General features: G+C 46.4%; 3 protein-coding genes. All 3 read left to right on the top strand.

All coding sequences use genetic code 11. The features are described 5' to 3' along the window. On the top strand, positions 1 to 3222 hold a 3222-nt coding region (locus QZ327_RS13810), incomplete at its 5' end, for a helicase-related protein (RefSeq protein ID WP_294620238.1). 657 nt (positions 3223 to 3879) lie between these two features. Next, entirely contained in the window at positions 3880 to 5805 is a 1926-nt protein-coding gene (gene tet(Q) / locus QZ327_RS13805; RefSeq protein ID WP_004291466.1) for a tetracycline resistance ribosomal protection protein Tet(Q), read from the top strand. Then, positions 5805 to 7846 (top strand): ATP-binding protein (locus QZ327_RS13800; protein ID WP_294620235.1); only part of this gene is annotated, 2042 nt, incomplete at its 3' end. The genes tet(Q) and QZ327_RS13800, both read left to right, overlap by 1 nt.

Genomic DNA, 7846 nt, shown 5'->3' with positions numbered 1-7846 from the left:
GCCTTCGAGGATCTGGACTTCAATTTCGGGGAACGCTGGATTCCGACGGGTGTCTATGCCGCCTACATGAGCCGGCTGTTCGACACGGAGGTGAAAATCGCCTATTCCGCAAGCATGGACGAGTTTTCGGTGGTGTGCGGCTACCGCACCATGAAAATCACGGACGAGTTTCTGGTGAAGGGGTATTACCGGAACTATGACGGTATGCACCTCCTAAAACACGCCCTGCACAACACCTGCCCTGACATGATGAAGTCCATCGGCAAGGACGAGCATGGCAACGACATCAAGATGCGCGACAGCGAGGGAATACAACTCGCCAACGCCAAGATTGACGAGATACGAAACGGCTTCTCCGAATGGCTCGAAGAGCAGTCGCCGCAGTTCAAGGAGCGGCTTGTGACGATGTATAACCGCAAGTTCAACTGTTTCGTGCGCCCGCGCTACGACGGCTCCCATCAGACCTTTCCCGACCTCAACCTGAAAGGGCTGGCAAGCCGGGGTATCAAGAGCGTCTATCCCTCACAGATGGATTGCGTCTGGATGTTGAAACAGAACGGCGGCGGAATTTGCGACCACGAGGTGGGAACCGGTAAGACGCTGATAATGTGCATCGCCGCGCATGAGATGAAGCGTCTGAATTTGGCACACAAGCCGATGATTATCGGGCTGAAAGCCAACGTTGCGGAGATTGCAGCCACCTATCAGGCGGCATATCCCAACGCACGTATTCTGTACGCTTCGGAGAAGGACTTTTCGACCGCCAACCGTGTGCGCTTCTTCAATAATATAAAGAACAACGACTACGATTGCGTCATCATGTCGCACGACCAGTTCGGCAAGATACCGCAGTCGCCGGAATTGCAGCAGCGCATCCTGCAAGCAGAGCTTGACACGGTGGAGGAAAACCTCGAAGTGCTACGGCAGCAGGGAAAGAACGTGTCGCGGGCGATGCTGAAAGGATTGGAGAAGCGCAAGCACAACCTTGAAGCGAAGCTGGAGAAGGTGGAACACGCCATAAAGTCACGCACGGACGACGTGGTGGATTTCAAGCAGATGGGCATCGACCACATCTTCATAGATGAGAGCCACCAGTTCAAGAATCTGACTTTCAACACGCGCCACGACCGTGTGGCGGGATTGGGAAACAGCGAGGGAAGCCAGAAGGCACTTAACATGCTCTTTGCCATACGCACCATACAGGAGCGCACAGGAAAAGACTTGGGTGCGACCTTCCTCTCCGGCACGACTATCAGCAACTCACTGACTGAATTGTACCTGCTGTTCAAGTACCTGCGCCCGAAGGAGCTGGAACGGCAGGACATAAGGTGTTTCGACGCTTGGGCGGCGATATTTGCCAAGAAGACGACGGATTTTGAATTTAACGTGACGAACAATGTGGTCCAGAAGGAGCGTTTCCGCTACTTCATCAAAGTGCCGGAGCTTGCCGCCTTCTATAATGAAATCACGGACTACCGCACGGCGGAGGATGTGGGCGTTGACCGTCCTGCCAAGAACGAGATACTGCACCATATACCGCCCACGCCGGAACAGGAGGACTTCATACAGAAACTGATGCAGTTCGCCAAGACGGGCGATGCCACCTTGTTGGGCAGGCTGCCGCTTTCGGAAACGGAAGAAAAGGCGAAGATGCTCATCGCCACGGACTATGCCCGGAAAATGGCACTCGACATGCGCATGATAGACCCGAATTACGAAGATCATCCCGACAACAAAGCGAGTCACTGTGCCAAGATGATCGCGGAGTATTATCAAAAATACGACGCCCAGAAAGGCACGCAGTTCGTTTTCTCTGATTTGGGGACATACCAGCCGGGCGACGGGTGGAACGTCTATTCGGAAATCAAGCGCAAACTGACGGAGGACTACGGTATACCGCCAAGCGAGGTGCGCTTCATTCAGGAGTGCAAGACCGACAAGGCGCGGAAGGCGGTGATAGACGCCATGAACGCCGGGACGGTGCGTGTGCTGTTCGGCTCTACCTCTATGCTCGGAACGGGTGTGAACGCCCAGAAACGGTGTGTGGCTATCCATCATCTCGATACGCCGTGGCGACCGTCCGACTTGCAACAGCGTGACGGACGCGGAGTTAGGGCAGGTAATGAGATTGCCAAACATTTCGCCGGGAACAACGTGGATGTAATCATCTACGCGGTGGAGAAGTCACTGGACAGCTACAAGTTCAACCTCCTGCACTGCAAGCAGACTTTCATAAGCCAGCTCAAAAGCGGTGCGATGGGTGCGCGTACCATCGACGAGGGGGCAATGGACGAAAAATCGGGCATGAATTTCTCGGAATACATGGCGTTGCTCTCCGGCAATACCGACCTGTTGGACAAGGCGAAACTGGAAAAGCGGATCGCATCGCTCGAAGGGGAACGCAAGTCGTTCAACAAGGGCAAGCGTGATTCGGAGTTCAAGCTGGAGTCAAAGACCGGCGAGTTGCGCAACAACACGGCTTTCATAGATGCCATGACGGAGGACTGGAACCGCTTCCTGTCGGTGGTGCAGACCGACAAGGAGGGCAACCGCCTTAATATAATAAAGGTGGACGGAGTGGATTCCGCCGATGAGAAGGTCATCGGAAAGCGTTTGCAGGAGATAGCCAAGAATGCCACGACCGGAGGGTTGTACACGCAGGTCGGTGAACTTTACGGTTTTCCGATAAAGGTGGTGAGCGAAAGGATACTCAAAGAGGGATTGGAGTTCACCGACAACCGCTTCGTGGTCGAGGGGAACTACAAGTACACCTACAACAACGGGCATCTGGCGATGGCTGACCCGTTGGCCGCCGCCCGCAACTTCCTCAACGCGATGGAGAGGATACCCTCCATCATCGACCAGTACAAGGCGAAGAACGAGGTGCTGGAGATGGAGATACCGCAGTTACAGGAGATAGCGGGTAAGGTGTGGAAGAAGGAGGACGAGCTGAAGCAGTTGAAGTCCGAACTTGCCGCCCTTGACCGAAAAATTCAGCTGGAGCTTGCGCCACCCACGCCCGAAGTCGCAGAAAAGGAGAATGAAGGGCAACAGCTCAAGCCGGAAGCGGAAGATGTGAGGAACAGGCAGGCGCAATATCCCGAAAATGCACCGCCGCAGATACGCAGTCCGGCGGATAGTATCGTTGCCAACCATGTCATAATCGGGCGTCCGGGACTGTATGCCAAGGAGGAAACCCGGTCCAAAGGATTGAAAATATAACCTAAGGAATTTTATCTGAAGTATTAATAAGGGCTATCCCAAAAGGTCTAAAAGTAAATTTTATCCTTTCTGCAAGTATCTATAGGATGGCAACTGCATTTTTTTCTTTTTGGGCAGCCCTTATTAAAATTTATTCTTATTTTAGGTTATATACATTCATGTCCATTTATGTAAAAAATTCCTGCTGACCTTGTTTATGTCTTGTCAGTCACCATTTGCAAAACCATATTTGACCCTCAAAGAGGCTGAATTTGATAAGTAACTTGCTACATACTCATAATAAGGAGCTAAATAGAACACGAATGGGAAATACACAAATGCTAAACTAAAGAAGATATTGGCCAAAATAAACGCTATACCGAGAGAGAAACTTGATTTTTCAACTTCCTAAAACGGTGTTGTTCAAACATTTCTACTTATTTGTACTTGCCAGTTGAACCTACGCTTCCCTAATAAAATGTCTATGGTAAAAAGTTAAAAAATCCTCCCACTTTTGTTAGATATATTTTTTTGTGTAATTTTGTAATCGTTATGCGGCAGTAATAATATACATATTAATACGAGTTAGTAATCCTGTAGTTCTCATATGCTACGAGGAGGTATTAAAAGGTGCGTTTCGACAATGCATCTACTGTAGTATATTATTGCTTAATCCAAATGAATATTATAAATTTAGGAATTCTTGCTCACATTGATGCAGGAAAAACTTCCGTAACCGAGAATCTGCTGTTTGCCAGTGGAGCAACGGAAAAGTGCGGCCGTGTGGATAATGGTGACACCATAACGGACTCTATGGATATAGAGAAACGTAGAGGAATTACTGTCCGGGCTTCTACGACATCTATTATCTGGAATGGAGTGAAATGCAATATCATTGACACTCCGGGACACATGGATTTTATTGCGGAAGTGGAGCGGACATTCAAAATGCTTGATGGAGCAGTCCTCATCTTATCCGCAAAGGAAGGCATACAAGCGCAGACAAAGTTGCTGTTCAGTACTTTACAAAAGCTGCAAATCCCGACAATTATATTTATCAATAAGATTGACCGTGCCGGTGTGAATTTGGAGCGTTTGTATATGGATATAAAAACAAATCTGTCGCAAGATGTCCTGTTTATGCAAACTGTTGTCGATGGATCGGTTTATCCGGTTTGCTCCCAAACATATATAAAGGAAGAATACAAAGAATTTGTATGCAACCATGACGACGATATATTAGAACGATATTTGGCGGATAGCGAAATTTCACCGGCTGATTATTGGAATACGATAATCGCTCTTGTGGCAAAAGCCAAAGTCTATCCGGTGCTACATGGATCAGCAATGTTCAATATCGGTATCAATGAGTTGTTGGACGCCATTTCTTCTTTTATACTTCCTCCGGCATCAGTCTCAAACAGACTTTCAGCTTATCTCTATAAGATAGAGCATGACCCCAAAGGGCATAAAAGAAGTTTTCTTAAAATAATTGACGGAAGTCTGAGACTTCGAGACGTTGTAAGAATCAACGATTCGGAAAAATTCATCAAGATTAAAAATCTAAAGACTATTTATCAGGGCAGAGAGATAAATGTTGATGAAGTGGGTGCCAATGATATCGCGATTGTAGAAGATATAGAAGATTTTCGAATCGGAGATTATTTAGGTGCTAAACCTTGTTTGATTCAAGGATTATCTCATCAGCATCCCGCTCTCAAATCCTCCGTCCGGCCAAATAAGCCCGAAGAGAGAAGCAAGGTGATATCCGCTCTGAATACATTGTGGATTGAAGACCCGTCTTTGTCCTTTTCCATAAACTCATATAGTGATGAATTGGAAATCTCGTTATATGGTTTGACCCAAAAGGAAATCATACAGACATTGCTGGAAGAACGATTTTCCGTAAAGGTCCATTTTGATGAGATCAAGACTATCTACAAAGAACGACCTATAAAAAAGGTCAATAAGATTATTCAGATCGAAGTACCACCCAACCCTTACTGGGCCACAATAGGGCTGACTCTTGAACCCTTACCGTTAGGGGCAGGGTTGCAAATCGAAAGTGACATCTCCTATGGTTATCTGAACCATTCTTTTCAAAATGCCGTTTTTGAAGGGATTCGTATGTCTTGCCAATCTGGTTTACATGGATGGGAAGTGACAGATCTGAAAGTAACTTTTACTCAAGCCGAGTATTATAGCCCGGTAAGTACACCTGCTGATTTCAGACAGCTGACCCCTTATGTCTTCAGGCTGGCTTTGCAACAGTCAGGTGTGGACATTCTCGAACCGATGCTCTGTTTTGAGTTGCAGATACCCCAAGTAGCGAGTTCCAAAGCTATTACAGATTTGCAAAAACTGATGTCTGAGATTGAAGACATCAGTTGTAATAATGAGTGGTGTCATATTAAAGGGAAAGTTCCATTAAATACAAGTAAAGACTATGCCTCAGAAGTAAGTTCGTACACTAAGGGCTTAGGCATTTTTATGGTTAAGCCATGTGGGTATCAAATAACAAAAGACGGTTATTCTGATAATATCCGCATGAACGAAAAAGATAAACTTTTATTCATGTTCCAAAAATCAATGTCATTAAAATAATGGAGCGGTCAGGAAATTTCTATAAGGCAATACGGTTGGGATATATACTTATCTCCATTCTTATCGGATGTATGGCATATAATAGCCTCTATGAATGGCAGGAGATAGAAGCATTAGAACTTGGCAATAAAAAAATAGACGAGCTCCGAAAAGAAATAAACAATATCAATATTCAAATGATAAAATTTTCTCTATTGGGTGAAACAATACTGGAATGGAACGATAAAGATATCGAGCATTACCATGCACGGCGTATGGCAATGGACAGTATGCTCTGCCGTTTCAAGGCCACCTATCCAGCAGAGCGCATCGATAGTGTGCGCAGTCTTTTAGAGGATAAGGAACGACAGATGTTCCAGATAGTCCGGTTAATGGATGAACAACAATCTATTAACAAGAAGATAGCCAATCAAATTCCGGTTATTGTACAGAAAAGTGTGCAGGAACAGTCCAAAAAGCCAAAACGAAAAGGTTTCTTAGGCATATTCGGCAAAAAAAAGGAAGTAACTCCAGCAGTATCAACCACTATCCTTCATTCGGTCAATAGAAACGTAATCAGCGAACAGAAAGTGCAGGATCGCCAATTGTCGGAACAAGCCGACAGCCTTGCAGCTCGTAATGCAGAACTTAACAGACAACTGCAAGAATTGATTTGCCAAATAGAAGAAAAGGTACAAACCGAACTGCAAAGCCGGGAAAACGAAATAGTTGCCATGCGTGAAAAGTCATTTATGCAAGTAGGCGGTTTAATGGGATTCGTTCTTCTATTGTTGTTAATTTCCTACATCATCATACATCGTGATGCAAAAAGCATTAAACAATACAAGCACAAGACAACTGATTTGATAAGGCAACTGGAACAATCCGTACAACGGAACGAGGCACTGATAACGTCAAGGAAGAAGGCGGTACATACTATCACCCATGAACTGCGCACACCGCTGACAGCAATAACAGGCTATGCCGGACTGATACGGAAAGAACAGTGTGAGGATAAGTCCGGGCAGTATATCCAAAACATACTGCAATCCTCCGACCGTATGCGGGATATGCTTAACACTTTGCTTGACTTCTTCCGCCTGGACAACGGCAAGGAACAGCCCCGTCTGTCACCCTGCCGGATTTCAGCAATCACGCACACACTTGAAACGGAGTTCATGCCTGTTGCCGTGAACAAAGGGCTGTCCTTGTCCGTGAAGACTGGACACGATGCCATTGTATTGACCGACAAAGAGCGAATAATACAAATCGGGAATAACCTGCTGTCAAACGCTGTCAAGTTCACAGAAGAAGGCGGTGTTTCTTTGATTACTGAATATGATAATGGAGTTCTGACACTGGTCGTTGAAGATACAGGTACAGGCATGACAGAAGAGGAACAGAAACAAGCGTTCGGTGCGTTTGAACGTCTATCAAATGCCGCCGCAAAGGAGGGTTTCGGGCTTGGGCTTGCCATAATGCGTAATATTGTGTCGATGCTTGGCGGAACAATCCGTTTAGACAGCAAGAAAGGGAAAGGCAGTCGTTTCACAGTTGAAATTTCTATGCAGGAAGCTGAAGAACAGCTTGGATATACAAGCAATACACCTGTTTATCATAACAATAAATTCCATGATGTTGTCGCCATTGACAATGATGAGGTATTACTTCTGATGCTGAAAGAGATGTATTCCCAAGAAGGAATACACTGCGACACTTGCACCGATGCTGCGGCACTGATGGAAATGATACGCCAGAAAGAATACAGCCTGTTGCTGACAGACTTGAATATGCCCGATATAAACGGTTTCGAATTGCTGGAACTGTTGCGTTCGTCCAACGTGGGCAATTCACCAACAATCCCGGTGGTTGTGGCAACCGCTTCGGGCAGTTGTAACAAAGGGGAACTATTGGCAAAAGGCTTTGCCGGATGCCTGTTCAAACCGTTCTCCATATCGGAACTGATGGAGGTTTCCGACAGGTGTGCCATAAAAGCGACACCGGACGGGAAACCGGACTTTTCCGCCTTATTGTCCTATGGCAATGAAGCCGTCATGCTGGA

The sequence above is a fragment of the uncultured Bacteroides sp. genome (assembly GCF_910578895.1).
Classification (GTDB): domain Bacteria; phylum Bacteroidota; class Bacteroidia; order Bacteroidales; family Bacteroidaceae; genus Bacteroides.
This window is presented reverse-complemented; position numbering and strand designations above follow the sequence as displayed.